Here is a 23,707-nt window from a genome sequence, read left to right as displayed (position 1 = left end):
TTGGCATTATTGTTGTATCATCGTTTCGTACCCATTATTCTCTAATAATGTTGAGCTTGCTACCTGAGCTTTCTTTGAACTAAAGCTCAGTCTCATATGGCCCGTAATATCTTCACGAACTTCAAGAATTTCTATGTTCTTAATACTAATTTTCTCTTGGGCCAATAACTGCACAATGGAAGCAATTGCACCGGGCTGATCTCTAATATCAACATACAAGTCGTAAAAAGCAGGAATAGCACCTTTTTTTGATTCTGCCAAACCGTCTCGATATAGCTTTGCTTTATTGAGATATGTAATCATTTCCTCTTTTTGATCATGATCCAGAAGCTGCTTTAGACCTTTCATCTCTTCTATCCACTCTTGAAGTAACACGGACATTTTATCCCGATTATGATAGAAGATATCCTGCCAAAGCTCTGGATTGCTTGAGGCAATGCGCGTAATATCCCGAAAGCCTCCTGCTGCGAGCTTTGGTAGGAATGCATGCGTATTTTCCCATTTTTTTGCTTGATGTACAAGGGATGAAGCGATTAAATGAGGAAAGTGTGATACAACACCAGTCATTTCATCATGCTCATTTGGCATTAAGACAACAAATTTACTTTTCGTTTGAATTAAAACGCCTTTTAAAGCTTCAATCTCATTGTGTTGATTTCCATTTGTAGGTGACAATACATAAATCGCATTTTCAAATAGATGTGCCTTTGCTGCTTGCACACCTCTTTTATGTGAACCAGCCATCGGATGGCCACCAATGAAAGTTACATTTTCACTGTTTAACGAACTTGCTGTTTTTAAAATCGCTCCCTTTACGGATGCGGTATCAGATATAATCACTTTCCGTTTAAAGGATACCGTTTTAAGTAGATTCACCAATGCGATTGTTTCCGAAATTGGTGCTGCCAGAATAATAAAATCGGATCGCTGTGCTGCCTCTATAAAATTAGTACTTGCCTCATGAATGATACCGTTTAAACGTGCAAACTCAAGTGAAGCTTCATTCAGATCATATCCGATAATATGATGATCACTTGATTGCGCCATGCCCTTTGCAAGGGAACCTCCAATTAAACCAATTCCTGCTACTAAAATCGTCTTTCGCATTTTATCACCTTACTTTACTATTGCTTCGTTATGGAATTCTAACAGAACGCGTTGTAGGTCTTCCATATCTTCACCTGTCCCTAAAGACACTCGAATTGTCTTTGGAATACCAAGTAGTTCACCAGGCCTTACTATAAAACCACGCTCTAATAAATACTGAAATACATCGATACCGCTTATCGGTGTTTCTACAAGGAGAAAGTTTGTTTCTGAGTGAAAGTATTTCCAACCGATTTGATTGAGAAAGTTTTTAAAAGATGCTTTCACCGTTTTATTTTTTTCATAACTATTCGTTATAAATACGTCATCGGATAGTGCAACAAGTGCAGCTTGCTGTGCAATAGAGGTAGTGTTAAAAGGTCCTCTAACAACATTTAACTTATCGATAATCATATGATTTGCTATACCATAGCCAATTCGTAATCCTGCTAATCCATAAGCTTTAGAAAATGTGCGCATTACAATCAAATTGTTATGACTTTTGATGTACGAAAGCACATCTATGTTAGCTTCTGGATCAACGTATTCAAAATAAGCCTCATCAAAAGCAATAAGAACGTGTTTCGGACAATTGTTCAAGAAAGCTTCAAATGCTTCTTTTGGAATTACAGTCCCGATTGGATTATTCGGTGAACAAAGCCAAATGATTCTTGTTTTTTCATCAATAGCTTCAAGCATCTTATCCAAGGCATGATAACCGTCAGCAGTTACTTCAATTTCCTTTACCTCTGCCCCTTCGATTAGGGAATAGTGTTTATATTGGCCAAAAGTCGGTGTTGCTGTAACAACATTCGATCCCGGAGCAAGGTATGTTCTGCACAGCATTTGAATGATTTCTTCTGTCCCGCTTCCAAATACTAATTGTGATTCTGCTACCTCCAGCTTGTTTGCTAATGCAGACCTTAATTCAGCAGTATAGCCATCTGGGTATATATTAAAGTCGGGCAATCCTTGTAAAAGCGCCTCTTTCACTTGATTTGAATAACCATATGGGTTTTCATTCGACGCGAGTTTTACGATTCGTTCTAACCCAAATTCTTGCTGGATTTCTTTCGTCTGCTTTCCCTGCTTGTAAGGAGTTAGCTGACTTAAGACTGGCTTTGCTTCCATTAGTTATTATCCCCCTTTACAAGGTCAGGTCGTAATTTAACAGCATCATGATGGAAAACATGCTGAATTTTTTCTTGTTCTTCCGTTGTATTAACAACCATCATTACTCGAATACATTTCGGTAAACTGTTCGGCACATCGATTTCAGCCATACACATGACAGGAACATATGTCCAACCCGAAATCTCCCTTAGAGCTTTTGCGGGAAATCCTGCATTTAAATCTTTCGTTACAGATATGAAAACGTGTGAAACATCAGTAGGTTGGACATTATTTTTCGCTACCATTTCCTCAATTAGTAATCTTGTATTTTCTATCATTTGGTTTTCTTCGTTTTGTAAGACCGTAGTTGCCCCTCTTAATCCCCTATTCATTGTACCATCAACCTTCTCTCAAATGATGTTAAATAAATTTCGATTTCAGTATCCTCTAATTCTCTTGTAACTGGTTTAGCTACATCCTCTAATAGCACCATTTGAATTTTGCTCTTTAATGCCTTTTTATCTGACTTCATTTTACTTATTAATGCTAAATTGTTTAAGTCCGTTCCAATAATCGGATATTTATTCGTTTTAAACCATTGAACAAGCTCATCAAATGGTAATTTTATCGAATATAATGCTTCGCTCACATGAATAGAAAATAAAAGACCAATAGCTACTGCTTCTCCATGAGTCAATGTCCCATATCCAAGTTCAGCTTCTAATGCATGACCTAATGTATGTCCAAGGTTTAAATACTTACGCACCCCTGATTCTCTTTCATCCGCTTCTACAATAGCAGCTTTAATTCTAATGCCTTGCTTCAGATGCTTCTGTAGCCCATGATTCGATACATTATAAATATCCACCATTAACAATGTATTGAAAAAATTCTTATCAGCAATCAACGCTTCCTTAATCAATTCCGCATAGCCTGACCGCACTTCACGCTCACTTAAAGAATGTAGTGTGTCAACATCATAAATAACTGCTTCTGGCGGATAGAAGTTACCGATCAGATTTTTACCAAACTCATGATTAATTGCTACCTTCCCACCGACACTACTATCATGAGCAAGAATCGTTGTCGGTATTTGAATATAATCAATCCCACGCATATAAGTTGCAGCAACGAAACCGGCAAGATCACCAACAACGCCTCCGCCAAGGGCAATGATTAGTGATTCACGATCCAGACCAAATTCAATGGCTTCGGTTTGTAATTGGTAGAAGGTTTGGAGGTTTTTTGACTTTTCTCCAGCTGGGACGATAGACTGGAAAACCCGATATGCAGGTAGGTTTTCCAGAATATCCTTTAAATAGAGTGCTGCAACATGCTCATCCGTTACAACCAAAATGGATGAATATTCTTTATTCAGAAATTGCTTGATTTGCAATCGTAATGATTCTCCAATTGAAATCGTATAGGCGTTCGTGCTTGATTTAACTAAAATTTTCTCCACTAAAAACACCTTATTTCTTCGCGATAATCGTCAATTGCTTTTTTCAGTCTAGAGAATTCATCACTCGGAAATTGCTCCGTAATAGCTTTTGCTAGTTCAAATGCGACAATATGCTCCATGACTACAGAAGCAGCAGGAACTGCACATGCATCAGAACGTTCAACAGTTGCTTTGAATGGCTCCTTTGTTTCAATGTCGACACTTTGTAGTGGTCGTTTCATCAATGTCGGAATTGGCTTCATGACACCTTTTACAACAATCGGCATACCAGTTGTCATGCCCCCCTCAAAACCGCCAAGTCGGTTTGATGTACGGTAGTAACCTTTGTCTTTGTCCCAAGCAATTTCATCGTGAACTTCACTACCAAACAATTCAGCAGCTTTAAATCCAATTCCAAATTCGACCCCTTTAAATGCATTGATACTCATTACACTTCCGGCGATTCTGCTATCAAGCTTACGATCATAATGAACATAAGACCCTACTCCAGCAGGCATGCCTTCTACATATACTTCACAGACTCCGCCAATGGAATCTCCTTCTTTTTTCGTTTTATCAATTTTATCCATCATTTCTTGTTCTACATTTTTATCCAAAACCATAACTGGTGATTCCTGCGATATCTTTATACGTTCTTCAATCGTAAGGTCGTCCTTATCTTCTGCACGAATACCCGCGATCTCTTTCACATATCCGCATACCTCGATCCCAAGGTGCTTTAAGAAAGTTTTGGCAACGGCTCCTGCAGCTACACGAGCAGCAGTTTCTCGGGCAGAGGATCTTTCTAAAACATTTCGCATGTCACGATGGCCGTATTTCAATGCACCATTTAAGTCTGCATGGCCTGGTCTTGGTTTTGTAACAACTCGTCTAAGCTTTGTATCCTCTTTAATAGGATCTTCTCCCATAATATCTGTCCAATGTTTAAAATCATCATTATGTATAACGAGCGAAATAGGAGAACCCAACGTATATCCATGTCGAATACCACTTGTTACCTCGACCAGATCCTTCTCGATCTGCATTCGCTTTCCTCTTCCATGCCCCCCTTGCCGACGTATTAAGGACTCATTAATGTCTTCTTTTAATAATGGCATTTGTGCAGGGAGTCCCTCGATAATTGTTGTTAGTTGTTTCCCATGAGATTCCCCTGATGTTAAGTAGCGCAATGAACATTCTCCTTTACAATGATTTACTTAAAAAGTGGATATGATAAATCCAAAGTTTTTCTAACTACTATACCATAACTCCATTTGTTTATGTTGCATTTTTTCGAAAAAAATAATTTTACAAGTGATGAAGTCGGAGTAACCCAAAATTAAAGAGACGTTTTAACTGGTGACTCATTAATTTTTTGATAAAAAAATGTTTCTGCAAGATTGAAATCATATTTAGCTGGGTTAAAAATTTGCTCTGTACTTCCAACGAATAATACGCCATTTGGTTTTAATGCATTGCTGAAGTTTTTATAAATATTTTCCTTAGCAGAATCCGTAAAATAAATTAAAACATTTCTACATACGAGAAGATCAATGTTTGTAGGGTAGCGATCAGCTAGTAAATTATGCTTTTTGAATGTAATCATTTGCTTTAGTGACTCATCAATTTTATAAAGACTGCCCGTCATTTCAAAATACTTCTTTTTATAACTTGTTGGCAACTCTTTCAAAGCCTGTTCCATATAGATTCCTTGCTTTGCCTTTGCCAGCACATTCGTATCAATGTCTGTTGCCAATATTTGAACAGGTACAGTGGGGAAATGTTCTTTCATCAAAATTGCTAAACTGTATGGTTCTTCACCTGTTGAGCAAGCGGCACTCCAAATAGATAACCGATTTCTATCCTTTAGCAGAATTGGCAGGATCGTGTCCTTTAAAACCTCCCACCTTTTTGCATTGCGGTAAAATTCAGACACGTTAATTGTTAATCGATCCGTAAATTCATTTAGCATATCTTTATCTTTGTTGAATGCTTCAAAATAAGATACGAAGCTAGAATAGCCTCTTTTATTTCGCAGTGTTGTAATTCGTCTTTTCATCTGTGTTTCTTTATATAACTGTAAATTAATTCCTAGCCTTATCTTTACCTTCTCAATGAACTCCATATAGTCATCTTTCATTGTTCTTAGCCTCTTTCACCCATAATTGTAAAAAAACCTCCGTTAAAAACGGAGGTTTATTTTTACTTAGTAGATCCATGCACTATCTTGTTTATTGTAAGAAACGATTTCACTTTCATCAAAGAATAGTGAAATTTCTCTCTCCGCACTTTCTGGAGAGTCAGAACCATGGATAATATTCTTTCCGACCGTCACGCCAAAATCTCCGCGAATTGTACTTGGAGCAGCTTCTTGTGGATTTGTTTTACCCATCATCTGGCGTGCAGTCGCGATTACATTCTCGCCTTCCCAAACCATTGCAAATACAGGACCAGAAGTAATAAAATCAACAAGCTCGCCAAAAAATGGTCTTTCTTTATGCTCACCATAATGCTTTTCCGCAAGCTCGTTTGAAATTACCATTAGCTTTGCACCAGCAAGTTTAAATCCTTTTGATTCAAATCGTTTTACAACTTCTCCAATCAAATTACGTTGTACGCCGTCTGGTTTTACCATTAAAAATGTCTTTTCCATTATTTCACCTCGTTATTATGTATAAAAACAGTAACCTCTAAAATTTTAACAAATTTTTATAAAAATAACAATATACATTATGAACGCCTTTTACCAATATATTTCGCAATATCCTGTAAGGTTTGCTTTGCCTTTGAAGCCGGTAACGAATCCAATGATTTTAAAGCTTTTTGGAGGTATAAATCGCTCGTTTCGTATGCCTGCTTAATCGCTTGTGTCTTTTTCAATTCAGAAATAATCTGCTGCATCTCCTGATCGCCAACTGTGCTGGGATTTGCAAAAATCTCCCTCAACAATTTGTAAAAGCTTTGATCCCTCATCGCATATAATACAGGCAATGTTATATTTCCTTGCAGCAAGTCATTTCCTGCTGGCTTTCCAAGTTCCTTGGCAGATGATGTAAAATCAAGGATATCATCGATAATTTGATAAGACATACCAATATAATATCCATACCGATACAATTTCCCTGCATCCCGTTCAGATAAGCCGCTTGCGATCGCACCAAGCTTGCAGCTCGTTGCAATAAGCAATGCAGTTTTACGTTTAATTCTTCTTAAGTAGTCACGAAGTGTTTGATCCCACTTAAATTTATCTTTGATCTGCTCTACTTCTCCAATACTTACCTCAACAAGTGTTTTAGAAAGCAATTGGTGAACTTGCACGTCTTTAATAGACGTTACAACCTCTAAAGCTCTTGCTAATATGTAATCACCTGTATACATAGCAACACGATTGCCATATACAGATTTAATGGTTGGTTTCCCTCTCCGAAGTTCAGCTTCATCAATTACATCATCATGGACGAGTGTTGCCATATGAATTAATTCAAGGGTAACTGCAATCTTTTGAATACGTTCTATGTTATAATTTCCAATTTGTCCTGCAAGCAATACAAATACTGGACGGATTCTTTTTCCTCCAGCATCCAAAAGAGCAACAGAAGCATTACGCAGAACAGGATGTTCTGCTTGTATACTTTGATGCAGTGCGGATTCAATTAGATCTAAATCTTTTTTTAAAAAACTATACATTTTTGGAAGTCTCATATTATGTCACCTTATTTATAACCTTGAAAAATAAATAGTATATTTGCGGGGTTAATTTGTATTTTGTGAATAACTTAGTTACCGGTATAGCCACGTCCACAAAGTGCTAAAGCCGCAGTAAGCCTTCCACACCCTCTTGACAATCTAAATTAACATCAATTTTATATGAAGAATGGCCGAATAATACCGGGACAAAACCTAACGTCGGCATCTCCATACAGGAGCATGTTCCATTTTAGATGAACTTGACTTTTCGTTCAAATCGGGAAAAGTCATAGTTTATCTTATACTTAGGAGTGAATCCTCGCCTAAGGTATTATCGACAAGTTTAACCACCCGGGACAAGGTCCATATGCCACTAACCGAGCTTTTGATCTACCATTATTTCTTAAAGCCCATATGCATTGCTGCAACCCCGCCTGTATAGCTTTTCATCTCAACATGAGAGAAACCAGCATCCAAAAACATCTGTTTTAATTCGGTTTTTCCAGGGAAATCCTTCGCAGATTCTTGAAGCCAGGAGTATTCTTTATAGCTTTTCGCAAATAGCTTGCCGAATAAAGGCATAATAAAACGGAAGTACAAGTAATAACCCTGTCTGAAACCAATTAGCGTAGGTTGTGATGTTTCTAAACATACAACCTTTCCACCAGGCTTTACAACCCTGTACATCTCTTTTAAGACCGTCATATAATCAGGAACATTTCTTAACCCGAATCCGATTGTAACATAGTCAAATGTATTATCATCGAATGGAAGTTCCATTGCATTTCCATGTACGAGTTCCAATTGATCCAGTTTTAATTCCTGTTGCTTCTTTTTAGCGATAGAGAGCATATTCTTACTAAAATCAAGACCAATCACGGTGCCTTCTTTTGCAACAGCTTCTGCAAGTGAGATGGACCAATCCCCAGTACCGCAGCATACATCTAATGCTTTAGACCCCTTCTTAACCTGCATTCGCTTCATGACATCTTTACGCCATGCAACATGTCGTTGAAAAGAGATTATCGAATTCATCGAGTCATACTTCGTATAGATTTTTTCAAAGACGTGGTGCACACGTTCTTCTTTACTTTGTTCGTGCATAAGTCAACCTTCTTCCACAATCGAGGATTGATAAAAACTCATATTTTCTAGTTTTTTTCTAATTAACGATTGAAATGCTGCATATTTACCAGGTACCTGTGATAGAGCTTTATCAACTTTATCTAGTTGTTTTTCGATTAACGAATCAATTGGATTTAACCCCGTTTTATACGAAGTATCGATATTCATTTCCTTCCACTGTACGAGTAATGGTGTCCTATTAGCCGTAGCACCTATTTTTTCATGAACTAACCTTTCTGTTAGCAACCAATCACTTATAACTTGATTCAATTCGTCTCCATGAAGAAATCGCGCTACTCGTACAAGCAGCATGGAATCAATTTGTTTTGTTACATCCATAAACGTCTCAAATGTTTCAATCTCTTTGTAATAAAGTTTCATTTTGTATTCATTAATATTCTTAATTGCAATTGCAAGTGTATGTATTAGTTCAACATCTTCTATTTCAGACAATAGATAATAATATAATCCACTGTAATAATCTCCTGCTAAAACATTAAGCTGCTTGCTTAGCTTCTCTTCTTTCGTTTCATTCTCTTCATTACCAATTGGTACTAAATCATGTGTATCAAGTGCCATCTGCACCATCATCGTTGTTATGACGAAACGTTCCTTTTGAATGATGCTTAAAGAATCACAACTAAAGACTAATTCAGCTAAAATCTGCAGTTTCCCTTCATGAATTATGGGCTTTTGTATATGTCTTTCAAGATATTCATTATGGATTTTATCTTCTAGTAGATTTCTTATATGTTGAATTTCTGTCATTGAAGTGTTCAAAGATATCACCTTAGCCCTTTCATCCTTCGAGTGCTTTCGTTATTATAGCATATATTGTCGGTTATAAAAACGAAAGAATACGGAGGATGGTTAAAAAGTGATAGGATTTACTAAAACCTTATCGATTATCTAGTTCACCGTGACTCGTTTGAATAATTGCCTTACCTCTAACTTTTACAGCTGAAGTATGCTCTGTAAATTGCGCTATCATAACTTCACCTTCATCCAGTTTTTCTGTGTGATGAAATTTCGTGTCATTCCCTCGGGTCAAACCGATTACATTTACTCCATCTTCTAAAGCCTTAATAACAAAAAAATCCGATTTAATCGAAGAATTGTTCATTGCTGTTTTTTGCCCCTTTTTATATTTACTATGTCCTATTATATTATGAAAGTCAATTTAATTCTCGGCGTTTTTAGAAAACTTGACGTTCTTTAAATGGATTCCTAGTAAGTGTATTTTGCTTTCTTAGAATCACTTATGCAGATATGAAAGTTTTATACTTTCATATCTGCCAAAATAATAGAAAAAGGGTACGTATGATTACGCACCCTTTCTATGCCCTATGTAGCTTATTTTACGCTGTCTTTAAGGGCTTTTCCTGGTTTGAAAGCAGGAACTTTACTTGCTGGAATTTCAATCTCTTCTCCAGTTTGCGGATTACGTCCTTTACGTGCTGAACGCTCGCGTACTTCAAAGTTACCAAATCCGATTAACTGTACTTTTTCACCATTTTTAAGTGAATCCATGACAGATTCGAAAACTGCGTCTACAGCTTTTGTAGCGTCTTTTTTAGAAAGCTCACTTTTTTCAGCAACTGCATTCACTAAGTCTGTTTTGTTCATGACATTCACCTCCTCCCAAAATGTATGCTTCGACATGGGAACAAAATAAATCCATTTCTATGAATCCATTCTGCACACTTGTTTGCCTCTTTATACGCAAATGTCATTCAGTTCATTTGATGACAAGGCTTATATTAACTGAGTTTGCGATAAAATTCAACAATAAGTAACGATTTTATTGATATTTATTTGCAAAAAAGCCAAAAATGCCCTCTGAATGACGAAAAACCACCCATTTTTTGGTAAATCTGTAAAAGCTATGTGTCCCATGGCTTACAGCTGGTTTATTATACATATACGACACTAGCTGTAAATTTCCTTCCGTTCATAAAAATATTTTTATCAATAATTAGCCTATAAGAAGTAAAAATTTCAGCTTTGCAAACTGAAATTTTGTTAATTTCTATGAAAAAAAGGTAATTAATACGTCATTTTTATATCCCTATTTTCACAGCGTGAGATTGAAATACATTAGAATTGAAAGAAACTGCGAACTAACTTCTCGGCTGTTTTCTTCAAGTATGTGCAATAATCGCTGTCCGGGATCGCTTCGGGCGGATGCTTTCCGTGGGCACGGCTTCAGCCTCTCCGGAAGAAGAGCATCGGTGAGACTACGCAGTGCGACAGAACAAGGAGGCTCACCAGCACCCCTTTGGATGCGCGAATTATATTTCCGGAGCGGATATACGCACAAACATTATGTGTTAATTCGAAGTTTATATTCATTTTGAGCTAAGTTAAAGCAAAACAAAAAGCAGCTTATAATCAGCTGCTATAAAATAATTGCTATTAGTCCTCCGGATCCTTCATTTATGATTCTTTCTAGCGTATCCTTCAGTTTATATCTGGCGTTCTCAGGCATTAGTGATATTTTAGCTTGGATACCTTCGCGCACAATGGAGCTGAGTGATCTGCCAAAAATATCGGATTCCCAGATGGATAATGGGTCTTCTTCAAAGTCCTGCATTAAGTACCGAACAAGTTCTTCACTCTGTTTTTCCGTTCCGATAATAGGAGCAAATTCAGATTCTACTTCTACTCGAATCATATGGATGGAAGGTGCAACGGCCTTCAAACGAACACCAAATCTTGAGCCTTGGCGAATGATTTCAGGCTCATCCAATAACATATCCTCCAAAGTTGGGGCGGCAATTCCATATCCCGTTTGCTTTACCATTTGTAAAGCTCCGGAAATATGATCATATTCCCTTTTCGCATATGAAAAGTCTTGCATTAATTCTAAGAGATGATCTTTCCCGCGAATTTCTTCTCCAACAATTTCCTTTAAAATTTGATCATATAAGTGATCTGGTGCATGCAAGTCAATCTCAGCTACCCCTTCACCCATTTCCATTCCCGCAAGGTTTGCTTTATCAATATACTCGAATTCAGAAAAATTGCCGACAATATGATCAACATCCCGTAATCTTCTAATATCTTTTACGGTTGTTTGAATTGCTTCTTGGTAGTTCTCTCTTAGCCAATGGTTTTCTTTTAAAACCATGACCCAACTTGGAAGATTAACATTCACTTCAAGAACTGGGAATTCATATAACGCTTCACGGAGAACATTATAAACATCATGTTCTGTCATCGATTCGATACTCATAGAAAGTACTGGGATATCGTATTTTTCTGCTAAGTCTTGACGTAGTAATTCTGTTTCCTGGCTAGATGGTCGAACGGAATTAACTACCATAATAAATGGCTTCCCGACCTCTTTCAACTCTTCCACAACTCGAGATTCTGCATCTTCATAATCATTACGCGGAATTTCTCCAATGGATCCATCTGTGGTCACAACTACACCAATCGTTGAATGCTCTTGAATAACTTTTCGTGTACCGATTTCGGCTGCATCATGAAACGGAATCGGGTCTTCATACCATGGTGTGTTAATCATCCTTGGTCCATTTTCATCTTCAAACCCCTTAGCCCCTTCAACTGCATAACCGACACAATCCACAAGACGAACATTTACGTCAAGCCCTTCATCCACAGTTAGTTGAACAGCTTGATTTGGGATAAACTTTGGCTCTGTCGTCATAATTGTACGTCCAGCTGCACTCTGGGGTAATTCGTCATGCGCCCTCGTTCGTTCACTCTCATCTTCAATATTCGGTAACACAACTAACTCCATGAACTTTTTAATAAATGTCGATTTTCCTGTACGGACTGCACCAACGATTCCTAGATAAATATCTCCATTTGTCCGTTTGGAAATATCTTTAAAAATATCGATTTTTTCCAAAAGATCCCCTCCCGATCTCCGTACTTTAATATGGACCACCCGTAATATATTGACATTATGAGTCTATGATGTTGTCCTATTAAAATATGACTTGTTTCAGTCTGTTTCCTAAATTAATTCACCCTAGAGCAATTTATTCAGGCAAAATAAATGAAAAAAATAAAATTCCCTTGCAACAATATATGTTACAAGGGAATTTATATGTTATATTTATCAAAACTTTAACCGTTATTTCTAATTTCCTCACATCCTACGCTTTACTCCTCTTCCATTAAGAAAACCGGCTCATTATCTTTAATGGTATAAGGAAGGGAATATGCTGGCACAAAAGGAGTATGATCGGCTAAAATGTAACGGATGTCGTCGCCTTCTTTATAATCATGATCATATTCATTTAAGGCATTATTTAAATCGATACTGTAATCAACATAGAGATTACCATCCACATCCATAATAATAGGCAAATTCTCCTGTGAATACGGACTGACTACAGTTGGAGCGTTATTTAAACCTAGTTTTTCATAATCAATTGTATATAGACCGTTTACAATTTTTTCGCCGTATGCTGGATAAATATGTTCACTCCGAAAAATATCTAATTGGACATTTACACTGCGAATTGCTTCGGTTACACGTAAGTCAATTAATTTAACCCTTGGATCATCTTCAGGTGTGATTAATGTATATTGATAAACGCCGCCTTGTTCATAAGCATTTCCAGGTGCATTAGATAAATTGCCGTTTTCTTTTAATAAAGTGAAATCAACTAAATACTTTTCAAAGATTGGCGTATCGCTCGACTTTGTACGTATTGGCACCAAACCTTGTTTCTCTTCTCGATAATCGTTAACAGCATTTTGAACGGTATCCAATTGATCTTCGTATGGAATTTGATTTTGCTCTCTTTCACTTTGTGGATACAGACAGCCACTTAATAGCACTGAAAGTAATAGTATTCCGATAATCTTATAATATGTATGCTTCATTGCAATAGCCTCCTTATCAGCTACCGTGTAGGACCACTTAATACGACGTAAAGAATGATTAATCCACCCGAAATTAATGAAAGGTATGCCATAAAGGACACAATCCCAGCTAACCATCCCTTCAATTTTTTTCTACTCAGTACAATTAAACCAATAGCTACTATTAATAAAAACATTCCAACAAAAGAGATATACATCATAAGCATCGATAATGACATTTTTGTTCACCCCAGATCTCTATTTTCCTTTGCACACCGTATTATAACATATGAGTCATACCTGCACGTATCGAAATGGTAAATTAGTACAGCCGCTTTCAACAAACAAATACCCGAAATGAAGGGGGCCTCTCCATCCCGGGTTGACTAAATAAAATCCTCAGCAACTCTATCCATGAATGCTTGTGCGATTTATCTTATGCAAGGATATAGTATATCGTATCCGCAGGTTACCTATGATTCGTTATTTTTTAAATAAATGGTTTAACGATTGCATGTCCCCTGGCATTTTATTATTAACAATTGCTTGAACAATTTTATCTTCTTTTTCTTTTGTTAAAGGTCTATCTGCCATTTTTGCTAAATGCCTCACTAAATTTCGAACTGTTTTTTCATCCGAAAAATTTGCGTTTTTTACAGAATCGGCCACCTTCATAACATCATCCGGGTTAATATTGGCATTTTTTTGTAACTTGTCAAACATTCCCTTTTGAAAATTATTCACTTATTCTCCTCCTTGCTATAATCATTCAACATAGTATATGCAAGGAGGTTGATAACGTGTTATTGCGTATAACGCTCGTTTAATAAGATTGAAATATCATCCATTTCGTCTCGTTTATCTCTGCTCATGAGTTCATCAACAACTGCTTTAGGTGTTTTTTCTTCAAATAATATTTGATAAATTCCCGAAGTAATTGGCATCTCCACTTGTTGCTCTTTTGCAAATTGATATGCTGCTTTTACGGTCCTTACACCTTCAACAACCATTCCCATTTGCTCAAGAACATCATCTAGCTTATTGCCTTTTCCTAATAAATTTCCAGCACGCCAATTTCGGCTATGGACACTTGTGCACGTTACAATTAGATCTCCAACACCTGGCAGCCCCAAAAAGCTAAGTGGATTTGCACCAAGCGATGTTCCTAACCGAGCAATTTCAGCAAGCCCCCTAGTCATTAATGCAGCTTTTGCGTTATCGCCATAGCCAAGCCCATCCGAAATTCCCGCTCCTAAAGCGATTATATTCTTTAAAGCCCCACCTAGCTCTATACCAAGTATATCTGAGCTTGTATAAACTCGAAATGTATCACTATTAAAAAGGTCTTGTGCGATCTTTGCATTATCCATGTTAACAGCAGATACTGTAACAGTTGTAGGGTGCCTTAATGCTACCTCTTCTGCATGACTAGGACCTGAAAGAACAACGATTTCCTCATAATCGTAGGTTGTCAATTCCTCACTAATCATTTCAGAGACCCTTTTTAATGTATCTGGTTCAATTCCTTTCGATGCATGAATAATGGTGGGCTTTTCTGCTAACATGTTATTTAAATTCTGGGAAACTTCTCGAATCGCTTTTGTTGGAACTACAACAATTATAGCGGCAACTCCAGTAACAGCTTCTTTTAAATCGTGAAAAGCTGTTATTTGCTCCGGCAAAATGCCCTGTAAATATTTTTCGTTTTTACGAGTACGATTAATGGTTTCTGCCTGTTCCTTACGGTGTGACCATAGGCGAACATCATGCCCATTATCTGCTAGTACAATACTTAATGCAGTACCCCAGCTTCCTGCTCCTAACACTGCAACATTTGCCATAAGTCTGGTCTCCTTTTTTCTAGCTCCAGCGCCTAGCGAGACTTCCTTCACCTCCGTATGATAAAGAAGACTTGCCGACTGTCAAGACACGAGGCCTAGTCGCACTTATACCCTTCCGGTGAAGTGAATCTCCAAAGTACGGGAGTCCGTACATCGCTTACCGGGCGCTTCCGCTTTTGTTCACTATTGTCTTCTTCTTGCAAATAGTTTAATTGGTGTACCAGTAAAACCAAATGCATCCCGGATCTTGTTTTCCAGAAAACGTTCATAAGAAAAATGCATCAATTCAGGATCATTAACAAAAATGACAAAGCTTGGCGGCTTCACAGCTACTTGTGTCGCATAGAGCACCTTTAATCGTCTCCCTTTTACGGTAGGAGTTGGATTCATAGCGAGTGCATCCATAATAACATCATTGAGTACATTTGTTGGTATACGTTTTGCATGACTTTCACTTGCAATTTTGATGGCTGGTATTAGTGTATGCAGCCTTTTCTTCGTCTTTGCGGACAAGAATACAATTGGCGCATAATCTAAGTATTGGAAATGCGCACGTACATTTGCTTCAAATTCTTTCATTGCCTTTTCATCTGATTCAACAGTATCCCATTTATTTACAACAATTACAATACCTCGACCAGCATCGTGGGCATACCCAGCAATACGCTTATCTTGTTCTCTAATGCCTGTCTCTGCATCAATCAATATAAGGACGACATCTGATCGTTCGATTGCCTTTAAAGCTCGCAAAACACTGTATTTTTCTGTTGTTTCGTATACTTTCCCTCGTTTACGCATTCCTGCAGTATCAATAATCACGAAATCCTGATCATCTTTATAAAGATGCGTATCAATGGCATCTCTAGTCGTTCCTTCTATTTCACTTACAATAACTCGGTCCTCATTCAAAAGTGCGTTTACCAATGACGATTTACCAACATTTGGTCTACCAATCAGACTAAAATAAATGGTATCTTCATTTACTTCGTCCTCTGAAACCTCTGGAAAATGACTGACAACCTCATCCAGTAAATCACCGAGTCCAAGTCCATGTGAACCTGAAATTGGGAATGGTTCTCCGAATCCGAGTGAATAATATTCATAAATCGTCTCACGCATTTCAGGGTTATCAATTTTATTGACTGCCAGTACTACTGGTTTATTCGATTTGAATAATAATTTTGCAACTTCTTCGTCTGCGCCCGTTATTCCTTCCTTACCATTGAGAATAAATATAATAACATCTGCTTCATCAATAGCAACTTCAGCTTGTTGACGCATTTGAACAAGTAAAGGTTCATCACCGATTTCAATTCCACCAGTGTCAATTAAATTAAATTCTTGATTCAGCCATTCAGCAGAAGCGTATATCCGATCACGGGTTACACCCGGTATATCTTCAACGATTGATATTCTTTCACCAACCAATCTATTAAAAATGGTTGATTTTCCCACATTTGGTCTTCCTACAATTGCAACCACAGATTTCCTCATATAAAGGAACATCCTCTCTCTTTATGTCTATTTACCTTGTTCACGCGATAACGGACTGTAATCCCCACCTTTATGCTTATAGTAGCCAAAACATGTGAAAGTGGAGAGGAACAGCTCATAAATTCCTAATTCTGTTCAAGGCTTTCGGTCTCCCTTGTGTACTAACTTTCAGCAGGAGTAAGACCACCCACTGAATGAAGTTTCACTTTATACATTCTAGCAAAAGAAGGAAATATTAACAATAAGTATTAATGTTTCACAATAATAAACAGTTCTTCACTTAAAGCATGCGCAATCCCATCCATAATTGCTTCAAGATTAGCTGCAATTAGTTCCAATTCCTGTTTTGTTTCGCATAAAAAGATCGGGGCACCACCAGCTATTTTTTCCCTATTGGTTGTAATTACAGCTAGAATAGCTTTTTCGATATTCATTTCTTATGCGCTCCTTTTTTATAAGCGTTTGTTTCCGAAGGCATTCGAACTGCATTTTCTAGTACTGGTACAGAGCCGATCACTTTTTTAGCTACCGCTGCATCACGGATTTGCGGAAGAACAAAAACACCCAAACGACCATCGTCTAAGTCACGTTTAATTAATGGCATAAGTGCAGGTGTCCCTGAGTCTCGAAAAACACCTAATGCAACAGATACATCGTGAATAATCGCTTGACGTTGACCAAGATTGCCAATTGTAGTTATTGCATTCATATTCTTAGGTGTTACAATAAACCCCATACCATATTTCATAATCTCCTTTTGCCGCTCAGCTAATCCAATGTTCATAATATAAATATTATCTACATGAAGTCCAGCTCCATCAAAGGAAATATCTGCTCGATTAATTTCTGCAATATCTTCTAGTATTGAGCCACTCATCAAAATATGCCCTAAAATAAAGCAGATAATAGCAATGATGATTGCGATAAACACATTCCATATAATATACGTTAGACTTGTTAGAAATCCTGTAAACATAACTAGATAATTTCTGCTTTCAAAGGAGATTGCTATTCCTTCAATATATGTCTTCCCTCTTGTTACAAGTTCAAAGCTGTCCATTTCTGTTAATGTATTTCTTTCCATATTGCGTACATCCCTAAATTGAGTTGCAGCAACCGTTAAGAGCGTCACAGCAGTGAATTCTTTTTCCAATAAAGCAGGTACAGCCAATGCCCCCAACGACGCGGCAATAAATCCTAATGACAAATGAATGATTTTGCCGTGTAAATAAGTAGGATATTGTCTGTAATCCGTTCGCAATAAAAGAATTCTCGCTATTGTTCCAGTCACAATCCCAAATAGAATCGGGAAAATATATCCACTCATTTTCTCACCTCTAGAAATTCTGTAGAAATGCTTATTTGTAGTATGTCTAAAAATGAATAAAATAGTAGTGGATATTAAAAGTTATCGAGAATAGTATTTCGAAAAGTTATTAATTTATTACCTACAAAAAATGATCCCTGTTTTTATACAGAGACCATTTTCATTTAAAAATGGGTGAGAACACCCCAAAATGTATTATTTTTTATATTTATTTAATTGATCACCGATAAAGTCACCAAGCTGGAACCCAGTTTGTTCGTCATCTTTTTCGTATTGCTGATATTCTTTTTGTTCTTGCTCCTGTTCTAGTTCTTTAATACTTAATGAGATACGTTCTTCAGCTTCATTCACATCAAGTACTTTTACTTTTACTTGTTGCCCTACTTCCAGAACTTCTTGTGGTGTGCCAATATGACGGTTTGCAATCTGTGAAATATGAACCAACCCTTCTACACCAGGTAGAATCTCAACAAAAGCACCAAAGTTCACTAAGCGTTTCACTGTACCTTCAATAGTCGATCCAGCAGTAACACGATTTTCGATATCTGACCATGGCCCTGGGAGTGTGTTTTTATGTGATAGTGAAATACGCTCATTATCGCGATCTACAGATAGTATTTCTACTTGAATCTTATCTCCCTCTGAAACAACATCCGAAGCTTTAGCAACATGTTCATGTGCTAATTGAGAGATGTGAACTAAACCATCGACACCACCGATATCTACAAATGCACCGAAGCTAGTAATCCGTTGAACAGTTCCTTCTAAAACCTGTCCCTCCTCAAGTGATTGCAGTAACTCATTCTTTTTTGCGTTTGCTTCATCTTCCACTACTGCGCGGTGAGAGAGGATAATACGATTTTGCTCACGGTCTAAATCAGCAATTTTAACAGTTAGAGACGTATCCTTATAATCAGAAAAATCCTCTACAAAATGCGTTTCTACTAACGATGCTGGGATAAACCCTCGAAGCCCAACATCAACAACTAGTCCGCCTTTGACAACTTCTTTAACAACCGTTTCAAATACCTCATCGTTGTTGTATTTCTGCTCTAAATCTTCCCAAGCAGCTTCAGCATCTACTGCCTTTTTTGACAAAATAACTTCATCATCTTCTAATTTTTTTACTTTTAGTGTAACTGTATCGCCTTCTTTTACAACATCAGACGTACTTTCAACATGCAAGCTTGAAAGTTCACTGATTGGCAAAATACCTTCCGTTTTATAGCCAATATCTACAAGAACTTGTTTCTCTTCTAATTTTATTACAGTTCCTGTAACCGTTTCCCCTACATTTAATTGCTGTAAATCTTTGTTTTCTTCACTCATATCCATAGCCCTCCTAGACAGTCCAATATCCCAATATAATGGAAATAGTAAACATGATTAAAACTATTCTTTCTATAACTTCTAATAATTACAATTATTTGTCAAGTAAAGTTTACTCATTTTGATATTTTTCTTTTAAAGCGATCATTTCCTGTGTGATGTCATGTGCCGTTTACTTTGGAGATGCTTTAGATTCTAGTTAGTAAACTTTCTATCTGAAAGACCTCTTTTTACTGGAAAGGAATTGATTCATAAACATAATTCCCCTAAAAAACGTCTTTCAAACAATTCCTTTTTCACTATAGACAGATGTTTGCTGTAAAAGTGATTTCAACAAAGGATCCAATTTCGAATGTGGTTGAAGCATATAATTAATGGCCCAATTTTAGGTATGTTGTCTCTTCCAATGGACCCTATCTCATATCTTTGCCACAGCTTTTAGAATTTCCCCTGCTACTTCATTAATACTTAGGGATGTCGTATCAACCTCGATTGCATCTTTTGCTTTAATTAAAGGAGAAGCTTCGCGATTTGTATCAATCCGATCTCTTTCTTCGATTTCTTTCTTTAATTCTTCCATACTCGATGCAATGCCTTTCTTGATGTTTTCCTCATATCTTCGTTTCGCTCTCTCTTCAACGGAAGCAATTAAGAAAATCTTCACCTCTGCATCTGGAAGTACATGTGTACCTATATCTCTTCCATCCATGACTACACCACGATCGTTTGCCATCTCTTGTTGTCTTTGAACCATTTCTTCCCGAATCGATGCATGCTTGGCAACGTGAGATACCTTCGTCGTTACATCTTGAAATCTTATTTCATTGGTTACATCTTTTCCGTCCAATAAAACAACTTGTCCAGCTTCCGATTGTTTTAATTCAATTACTGTATGCATTAATACTTCTAAAATAGCTTGATCATTTTCTAGATCAATACCTTGGTTTATTGCTTTTAACGTTAACGCCCGGTACATAGCACCAGTATCGATATAAATATAAGATAATTTTTCTGCGACAATTTTAGCTACGGTGCTCTTCCCAGCAGCTGCCGGGCCATCGATGGCAATTGCAATGTTTCCTTTTTGCATTGTTGACATTCATTCCTCTCATCAAGTAAAACTTCATGCCTGCTAATTACTGAATAATCCCATCTTGTTTATTATGTACCTATTAAGTAGGATATAAAGCAGCAGATAACTAATTAAAACTTGGCAAACGCCAAGTTTTTCATACTTAGTTTATCATAACATAACTCCTCTGTTGCACCAATAAAATACGTCAAACCAGTCAACATATTATGTTAATTCTTTCTTTTTCGCTTCTCGTTGTTTATCAAAACAGAATCGTACAATCAGTTGACGATTTGGCTTTGTGATAGTATGGAATTTCAGCGATATAAGATTAATTCGACTATTAGCTTCCCTATTTAAAACTACTTCAGCCCGGGCATATATATAATAAAATTGATTATCATTCATTTGTAACGCAAACCAAGCATCAACTATTGTACCAATCTCCAACGAAATATGTTTTGGTACGAGGACTGCAAGCCCACCTCCACTAATATCGGAGGTAACTGTAACAAATGGTTCAAATTGATGATTCGTACTATGTATGGCGATATCGACTGCTGTTTCAACCCTTACATATTCCCTGCGTTGTATCCGCTCCACTTTATCTGGTGAAGGACTTTTAATAGCGAGTGCTGGTATGTTTAAATTTACCTTTGCCACTATCTCAGATGTAAATTGATAGACGACTTGATCTTTTCCTACGAATTTTACTTTAAATAGTCTTCTTTTCGGTAATATTTTTGTTTTTCTCGTTTTTTCATCGATTGGATAATCAATAATTAAATAGTTATCATTTTTTTCAATAATTTTGCAATAATAAGTATACTGTTTTCCGGACTCTTTTAGTTCAAGATTAAGTAGTGTTCCGATTTCCATAATGAATCACCCCAGTTTATGCAATTTTCAAACGTCATACGATATACCTATATTATTGCAGAAACATAGAAAAAGGGAAAGGCTTTTTGCCTATCCCTAAAAGTTTGCTGCAAAATTAATTTCAGTGCCGTCTAATTTCTCTACCTTTTCCTCTCTGCCATTCATTGCATTAATAAATATACGATAGGTGTCATTATCCATTACACCCAAAAATTCATAGGTCAGTACTTCTTCGTCAAGATCATTGTCGATAACAGCTAAAAACTCTTCCTGAATATCCACATTCGAATTAACCATTTCTTTCGCTTCTTCCATCGATAATGTTGGTTCAGGTATATCACGTTCGGTGTGATTCATATAGTAGTTACGCGCTGTTAATCCAATAACCTCTCCATCATCCAATGCTACTTTTACTTCTACTGCATCCGAGTATACTCTTACTCCATCTTGATTATAAACAAAGGAATAGAGACCGACATTATCGTATTCGCTGCTTTCAAAAAGCATCATACTATCAAGATCGTGCTTTTCTAAATAGTCTTGTGCCTTTTCTGCTCCTTCATTCAGACTAATTTTATTTTCAGCAATTGGTCTTGTAATCAAGACTGTTAATGGGTGACCTCCTTGCTTGGCCAAATCCATATAACCACTTTCATCTCCATTCTGATAGGAAAGACTGTAAATCGGAATATCTGATCCTTCGCCAGTTTCTGCTATAGTCAGGTTTTCTTGATTTTCTACATTTAAAATTTCCATTCCCTTTTTTAATGCCTCTTCTTCTCGAATTTCTTTCCCGTTTAAATGTTTGTACTGATGTTCTTCTGAAGAGGTCCCAATAATTGGAGAATCCGCATATCCCTCGGAATAACCTTCAACCGATTTTTCAACGGTCGTGAAACCATCAATAATCGTGTTATCCATCGGTTCATCTTCATTTGCCAATGCTAGTTGTACATCCATCCAGCGTAAATTATTCTCTAAAGCCATATGCTGAACTTCTCTCAACTCATCCTTAATATCTCCTGATTGACTATATAGCTTTTTCAATGTACTCGTTTCATCATCTGTAAGAGGTGAATCATCCAAGTCCCTTACAGCTGTTCGATACGTAAAATCACCGATATTGGAAAGAAATTCCTCGGTTTTATTAAAAGGTAGCAAACCTAATGGCAGCTGCCCTACATTGGTTAACGCCTCTGATGTCAATCTCCAAATTTCTACAAATTGGGGTGATAATTTTTCTGACGAATTCATTGCTAAAGTAGTTCCGATCTGATCATGCAACAAGTCCATATGATACGTTAATTCATGGAATGAACGTTGATACGTATTTTCCGCTTGGATTAGAATGGAGTTTTTCTCTTGATGTTCCATATAGCCCCAGAACGCTGTTCCTGCAATTCCTAAAGCAAGTAAACCAATTAATATCCACCGAAACATTTTCTCACACCTTTCTAATTACAGAATATATGTTTACCAATTTTCTTGATTTGAGGTCTTGTCCAAATCCATCCTGATGTTGCGGTATCCGGATTAAAATAGTAAGTAGCATTTCCTGAAGGATCCCACCCATTTATTGCATCAAGAACAGCTTGTCTTGCAGTCTCGTTTGGTGTTAGCCAAATCTGACCATCCGCAACTGCTGTAAAAGCTCTCGGTTCAAAAATAACACCTGATACAGTATTTGGAAAAGTCGAACTTTCTACTCTATTTAGAATTACGGCAGCAACTGCCACTTGACCTTCATATGGCTCGCCTCGTGCTTCGCCATATACAGCATTCGCCATCAATTGAATATCATTTTGGGAATATCCCTGAGGCACATTTACAGCCGTTACATTTGATCCGGATTGATCACCTTGCCCTTGTTGCTGCTGTGCATTACGATCGCCACCACCATAATGGGAGAAGTCCTTCCCTTGATTAATATTTTCTTTTACAAACCCCTCATCATAGTTACTAGCTTGAACAAGCTTATCTTTAGTAGTCTGACCAGCTAACCCATCCACTTCCATACCAAATTCATATTGAAAGTTGCGAAGTGCCCAATACGTACCCCAGCCAAATACACCATCAATTTTACCATTGTAGAAACCAAGGTATTGCAACCGGGATTGTAATTCAATAACGTCATCCCCTACCGCTCCATGCTGTATGACTTGTGAGCTAAAAGCATTTACAGTTTTTGTAGTTGAATCTGGCTGCAGTCCAATTAGTGATATAATCATAATCATGAGTAAAAAGACTGCTTTTCGATTGACCATACTTTTTCCTCCCGTTAGTTCTATTGGATTGCAATACCTATTTTTTGAGTAATTAGCCTTTTTATTCATCTTTGGCCATTTAAATAAAAAACCTCCTGCAAATCCACAGATTTACAGGAGGTAATTTTCTTTATGATGAATGAAAAGGACTGAGAAGTTCGAGGCAGCAAAGCTCTCCGTAACGGGCTTAAAAGGATGTGGTGACTT

The 23,707-nt window shown here is 37.1% G+C and carries 25 protein-coding genes; all 25 read right to left on the bottom strand.

What is annotated here, in order from left to right; all coding sequences use genetic code 11:
• Positions 1-6: 6 nt before the first annotated feature.
• On the bottom strand, positions 7-1,107 hold the full coding sequence (locus D1B32_RS12760; protein WP_095308989.1) for a prephenate dehydrogenase: 1,101 nt from the start codon (positions 1,105-1,107) through the stop codon (positions 7-9).
• Positions 1,108-1,116: 9 nt separating this feature from the next.
• The gene (gene hisC, locus D1B32_RS12755; RefSeq protein WP_095308987.1) at positions 1,117-2,217 is read right to left on the bottom strand and encodes a histidinol-phosphate transaminase; all 1,101 of its coding nucleotides are present in this window, start codon (positions 2,215-2,217) and stop codon (positions 1,117-1,119) included.
• Positions 2,217-2,591: a chorismate mutase gene (aroH, locus tag D1B32_RS12750; protein WP_095308985.1), complete on the bottom strand. Its 375-nt coding sequence runs from the start codon at positions 2,589-2,591 to the stop codon at positions 2,217-2,219. Before aroH ends, hisC begins: the two co-directional genes overlap by 1 nt.
• Positions 2,588-3,661 (bottom strand): 3-dehydroquinate synthase, encoded by a 1,074-nt coding sequence (gene aroB / locus D1B32_RS12745; protein WP_095308983.1) that lies wholly within the window; start codon positions 3,659-3,661, stop codon positions 2,588-2,590. Before aroB ends, aroH begins: the two co-directional genes overlap by 4 nt.
• The gene (gene aroC, locus D1B32_RS12740) at positions 3,661-4,830 is read right to left on the bottom strand and encodes a chorismate synthase (RefSeq protein WP_095308981.1); all 1,170 of its coding nucleotides are present in this window, start codon (positions 4,828-4,830) and stop codon (positions 3,661-3,663) included. The genes aroB and aroC overlap by 1 nt, the downstream gene beginning before the upstream one ends.
• Before the next feature lie 149 nt (positions 4,831-4,979).
• Entirely contained in the window at positions 4,980-5,780 is an 801-nt protein-coding gene (locus D1B32_RS12735) for a CheR family methyltransferase (RefSeq protein ID WP_095308979.1), read from the bottom strand.
• 66 nt (positions 5,781-5,846) lie between these two features.
• Positions 5,847-6,293, bottom strand: a complete 447-nt coding sequence (ndk, locus tag D1B32_RS12730; protein ID WP_095308977.1) for a nucleoside-diphosphate kinase — start codon at positions 6,291-6,293, stop codon at positions 5,847-5,849.
• 77 nt (positions 6,294-6,370) lie between these two features.
• Positions 6,371-7,342: a heptaprenyl diphosphate synthase component II gene (hepT, locus tag D1B32_RS12725; RefSeq protein WP_095308974.1), complete on the bottom strand. Its 972-nt coding sequence runs from the start codon at positions 7,340-7,342 to the stop codon at positions 6,371-6,373.
• A 381-nt stretch (positions 7,343-7,723) separates the two neighbouring features.
• Complete coding sequence (menG, locus tag D1B32_RS12720) at positions 7,724-8,431, bottom strand: demethylmenaquinone methyltransferase (protein ID WP_095308972.1); 708 nt, start codon at positions 8,429-8,431, stop codon at positions 7,724-7,726.
• Positions 8,432-8,434: 3 nt separating this feature from the next.
• Positions 8,435-9,232, bottom strand: coding sequence for a heptaprenyl diphosphate synthase component 1 (locus D1B32_RS12715; RefSeq protein WP_187393155.1), 798 nt, complete (start codon positions 9,230-9,232; stop codon positions 8,435-8,437).
• Positions 9,233-9,350: 118 nt separating this feature from the next.
• Positions 9,351-9,575: a trp RNA-binding attenuation protein MtrB gene (mtrB, locus tag D1B32_RS12710; RefSeq protein ID WP_095308967.1), complete on the bottom strand. Its 225-nt coding sequence runs from the start codon at positions 9,573-9,575 to the stop codon at positions 9,351-9,353.
• 230 nt (positions 9,576-9,805) lie between these two features.
• Positions 9,806-10,078 (bottom strand): non-specific DNA-binding protein Hbs, encoded by a 273-nt coding sequence (locus D1B32_RS12705; RefSeq protein ID WP_010650679.1) that lies wholly within the window; start codon positions 10,076-10,078, stop codon positions 9,806-9,808.
• Between the two features lie 772 nt (positions 10,079-10,850).
• Positions 10,851-12,329, bottom strand: coding sequence for a stage IV sporulation protein A (gene spoIVA / locus D1B32_RS12700; protein ID WP_095308961.1), 1,479 nt, complete (start codon positions 12,327-12,329; stop codon positions 10,851-10,853).
• Between the two features lie 257 nt (positions 12,330-12,586).
• Positions 12,587-13,315 carry a YphF family lipoprotein gene (locus D1B32_RS12695; protein WP_095308959.1) on the bottom strand — a complete coding sequence of 243 codons (729 nt, stop codon included), beginning with the start codon at positions 13,313-13,315 and terminating at the stop codon, positions 12,587-12,589.
• Between the two features lie 20 nt (positions 13,316-13,335).
• Positions 13,336-13,533 carry a DUF2768 domain-containing protein gene (locus D1B32_RS12690; RefSeq protein ID WP_095308956.1) on the bottom strand — a complete coding sequence of 66 codons (198 nt, stop codon included), beginning with the start codon at positions 13,531-13,533 and terminating at the stop codon, positions 13,336-13,338.
• A 244-nt stretch (positions 13,534-13,777) separates the two neighbouring features.
• Positions 13,778-14,038 carry a stage VI sporulation protein F gene (locus D1B32_RS12685; protein WP_095308954.1) on the bottom strand — a complete coding sequence of 87 codons (261 nt, stop codon included), beginning with the start codon at positions 14,036-14,038 and terminating at the stop codon, positions 13,778-13,780.
• A 59-nt stretch (positions 14,039-14,097) separates the two neighbouring features.
• The gene (locus tag D1B32_RS12680) at positions 14,098-15,135 is read right to left on the bottom strand and encodes an NAD(P)H-dependent glycerol-3-phosphate dehydrogenase (RefSeq protein ID WP_095308952.1); all 1,038 of its coding nucleotides are present in this window, start codon (positions 15,133-15,135) and stop codon (positions 14,098-14,100) included.
• Positions 15,136-15,318: 183 nt separating this feature from the next.
• On the bottom strand, positions 15,319-16,629 hold the full coding sequence (der, locus tag D1B32_RS12675) for a ribosome biogenesis GTPase Der (RefSeq protein WP_118889606.1): 1,311 nt from the start codon (positions 16,627-16,629) through the stop codon (positions 15,319-15,321).
• 248 nt (positions 16,630-16,877) lie between these two features.
• Complete coding sequence (locus tag D1B32_RS12670) at positions 16,878-17,063, bottom strand: capping complex subunit for YIEGIA (RefSeq protein WP_095308948.1); 186 nt, start codon at positions 17,061-17,063, stop codon at positions 16,878-16,880.
• Positions 17,060-17,956, bottom strand: coding sequence for a YIEGIA family protein (locus D1B32_RS12665; RefSeq protein WP_095308946.1), 897 nt, complete (start codon positions 17,954-17,956; stop codon positions 17,060-17,062). The genes D1B32_RS12670 and D1B32_RS12665 overlap by 4 nt, the downstream gene beginning before the upstream one ends.
• 195 nt (positions 17,957-18,151) lie before the next feature.
• Positions 18,152-19,285, bottom strand: coding sequence for a 30S ribosomal protein S1 (rpsA, locus tag D1B32_RS12660; protein WP_095308944.1), 1,134 nt, complete (start codon positions 19,283-19,285; stop codon positions 18,152-18,154).
• 418 nt (positions 19,286-19,703) lie between these two features.
• Positions 19,704-20,375, bottom strand: a complete 672-nt coding sequence (cmk, locus tag D1B32_RS12655; protein ID WP_095308965.1) for a (d)CMP kinase — start codon at positions 20,373-20,375, stop codon at positions 19,704-19,706.
• A 207-nt stretch (positions 20,376-20,582) separates the two neighbouring features.
• Positions 20,583-21,236, bottom strand: a complete 654-nt coding sequence (locus D1B32_RS12650) for a flagellar brake protein (protein WP_118889605.1) — start codon at positions 21,234-21,236, stop codon at positions 20,583-20,585.
• A 96-nt stretch (positions 21,237-21,332) separates the two neighbouring features.
• Positions 21,333-22,676, bottom strand: coding sequence for a germination protein YpeB (gene ypeB / locus D1B32_RS12645; RefSeq protein ID WP_118889604.1), 1,344 nt, complete (start codon positions 22,674-22,676; stop codon positions 21,333-21,335).
• Between the two features lie 14 nt (positions 22,677-22,690).
• Complete coding sequence (gene sleB / locus D1B32_RS12640; RefSeq protein ID WP_379601289.1) at positions 22,691-23,470, bottom strand: spore cortex-lytic enzyme; 780 nt, start codon at positions 23,468-23,470, stop codon at positions 22,691-22,693.
• Positions 23,471-23,707: the final 237 nt, after the last annotated feature.

This window comes from Oceanobacillus profundus, assembly GCF_003515705.1.
GTDB classification, from domain to species: domain Bacteria; phylum Bacillota; class Bacilli; order Bacillales; family Amphibacillaceae; genus Oceanobacillus; species Oceanobacillus profundus.
The sequence above is the reverse complement of the archived record's forward strand: the minus strand, read 5'-3'. Positions and strand labels throughout refer to the sequence as shown.

Bases quoted from the DNA above. Each gene is read 5' to 3' on its own strand.
- D1B32_RS12760 (WP_095308989.1), bottom strand. From the start codon at position 1,107: ATGCGAAAGACGATTTTAGTAGCAGGAATTGGTTTAATTGGAGGTTCC.
- hisC (WP_095308987.1), bottom strand. From the start codon at position 2,217: ATGGAAGCAAAGCCAGTCTTAAGTCAGCTAACTCCTTACAAGCAGGGA.
- aroH (WP_095308985.1), bottom strand. From the start codon at position 2,591: ATGAATAGGGGATTAAGAGGGGCAACTACGGTCTTACAAAACGAAGAA.
- D1B32_RS12735 (WP_095308979.1), bottom strand. From the start codon at position 5,780: ATGAAAGATGACTATATGGAGTTCATTGAGAAGGTAAAGATAAGGCTA.
- ndk (WP_095308977.1), bottom strand. From the start codon at position 6,293: ATGGAAAAGACATTTTTAATGGTAAAACCAGACGGCGTACAACGTAAT.
- hepT (WP_095308974.1), bottom strand. From the start codon at position 7,342: ATGAGACTTCCAAAAATGTATAGTTTTTTAAAAAAAGATTTAGATCTA.
- menG (WP_095308972.1), bottom strand. From the start codon at position 8,431: ATGCACGAACAAAGTAAAGAAGAACGTGTGCACCACGTCTTTGAAAAA.
- mtrB (WP_095308967.1), bottom strand. From the start codon at position 9,575: ATGAACAATTCTTCGATTAAATCGGATTTTTTTGTTATTAAGGCTTTA.
- D1B32_RS12705 (WP_010650679.1), bottom strand. From the start codon at position 10,078: ATGAACAAAACAGACTTAGTGAATGCAGTTGCTGAAAAAAGTGAGCTT.
- D1B32_RS12695 (WP_095308959.1), bottom strand. From the start codon at position 13,315: ATGAAGCATACATATTATAAGATTATCGGAATACTATTACTTTCAGTG.
- D1B32_RS12690 (WP_095308956.1), bottom strand. From the start codon at position 13,533: ATGTCATTATCGATGCTTATGATGTATATCTCTTTTGTTGGAATGTTT.
- D1B32_RS12680 (WP_095308952.1), bottom strand. From the start codon at position 15,135: ATGGCAAATGTTGCAGTGTTAGGAGCAGGAAGCTGGGGTACTGCATTA.
- der (WP_118889606.1), bottom strand. From the start codon at position 16,629: ATGAGGAAATCTGTGGTTGCAATTGTAGGAAGACCAAATGTGGGAAAA.
- D1B32_RS12670 (WP_095308948.1), bottom strand. From the start codon at position 17,063: ATGAATATCGAAAAAGCTATTCTAGCTGTAATTACAACCAATAGGGAA.
- D1B32_RS12665 (WP_095308946.1), bottom strand. From the start codon at position 17,956: ATGAGTGGATATATTTTCCCGATTCTATTTGGGATTGTGACTGGAACA.
- rpsA (WP_095308944.1), bottom strand. From the start codon at position 19,285: ATGAGTGAAGAAAACAAAGATTTACAGCAATTAAATGTAGGGGAAACG.
- cmk (WP_095308965.1), bottom strand. From the start codon at position 20,375: ATGCAAAAAGGAAACATTGCAATTGCCATCGATGGCCCGGCAGCTGCT.
- D1B32_RS12650 (WP_118889605.1), bottom strand. From the start codon at position 21,236: ATGGAAATCGGAACACTACTTAATCTTGAACTAAAAGAGTCCGGAAAA.
- ypeB (WP_118889604.1), bottom strand. From the start codon at position 22,676: ATGTTTCGGTGGATATTAATTGGTTTACTTGCTTTAGGAATTGCAGGA.
- sleB (WP_379601289.1), bottom strand. From the start codon at position 23,470: ATGATTATGATTATATCACTAATTGGACTGCAGCCAGATTCAACTACA.